Source organism: Vibrio sp. 1S139 (assembly GCF_041439475.1).
In the GTDB taxonomy this organism is placed as follows: Bacteria; Pseudomonadota; Gammaproteobacteria; order Enterobacterales; family Vibrionaceae; genus Vibrio; species Vibrio crassostreae_C.
Map to the genome: position 1 here is coordinate 1 of NZ_JBGOOD010000163.1, position 1195 is coordinate 1195.

Annotated in this window: 1 protein-coding gene; it reads right to left on the reverse strand. The window is 43.4% G+C overall.

All coding sequences use genetic code 11. From position 1 onward, the window contains the following. Positions 1-26: 26 nt before the first annotated feature. Complete coding sequence (locus ACED46_RS21930) at positions 27-1127, reverse strand: ISAs1 family transposase (protein ID WP_102319868.1); 1101 nt, start codon at positions 1125-1127, stop codon at positions 27-29. Positions 1128-1195 lie beyond the last annotated feature (68 nt).

Below are 1195 nucleotides of genomic sequence, written 5' to 3' on the forward strand. Positions count from 1 at the left end.
CAGGGCGCGAGCACACTTTGTTCAATTTATAACCCAAAGAAGACTCGTGCCCGATAATCATCGTTCCAAGCAGCCTTCTTCAACTTCACTTTTTGGCTTGGTGCACCACATTCGCATTGCTTCAGCATGTTCATCACAAAGCGTCTAAACAACGCTATATTTTCTACAGCACCATCTAGCGTGATCCGTGAGTAATCCTCTTTAAAAACAACATCTAATACGTAATGCTGGCTGTTTTCAATACGCCAATGCTGACGAATGTAGTGGCCTAGCATTTTGTGATTCGGCGACATAGAGCTTATGTAATATGAGGTGTCTACACTTCCTTTTCCGTTGATCACTCGATGCCGCTCCACCGCAATGATGCTTCGTACTGTCGGCCATTTCTCCGCAAGCTCTTTAGGTAACTTAGCCTTTAACTGAAATACATATCTTTCTTCACTGCGGCCATGGTGCTTCTCTTTGATTTCGGTAACTATTTTCTCTTTACCTGCTTCAAAGACAGCTTGAAATTGCTCCACAATAGCCACTCTCAATTTGGGCTGGTTGTTCTTCACTTGAACAACAACGTGAGCCTTTTTCTCTGCAATTTTCTCGAGCGTATCGCGCTGACAATGCAGGGCATCAATGGTGATGACACTGCCTTTTACGTTAATAACATCAAGCATTTGGCGTACAACGTTGATCTCGCCATTTTTGCTCTCAGTCGGCTTTTGACTCAAAACGAGGCCACGTTCAGTGTCGTAGGCGGTAACCAATTGTAACGCTGTTTTTTTGTCATTTCGGTATGAGCCACGCAGCACTTTTCCATCGAATGCGATTATCGGCTTGTGTTGACTAGTGCGTTGCTCGTTAATCCACAGGGCTAATGCCTCTAGCAAAGATTCTGCGACAACTGAACGTAAAATACGGGCTATTGTATGCCGACGTGGAATACCATGTTCAAATGTTCTGTATTTTCTCAGCCAATCTAGTTTGTCTTTCCCAAACAATTCAATATCTTGCCATCCTTCACATCCAGATGCGATGGCGCTAATTACAAGGAACATGACATCGATAAGATCATGCTTCTGATTAATGTCTGACCGAGTGTCTTGGACGACTGATAAGTGTTCGATTAAGTTCAAAATGGCTGTGTGATTGTGGATTTAGCACTATTAGATCATATTTGTTAACAAAGTGCGATCCCGCCCTG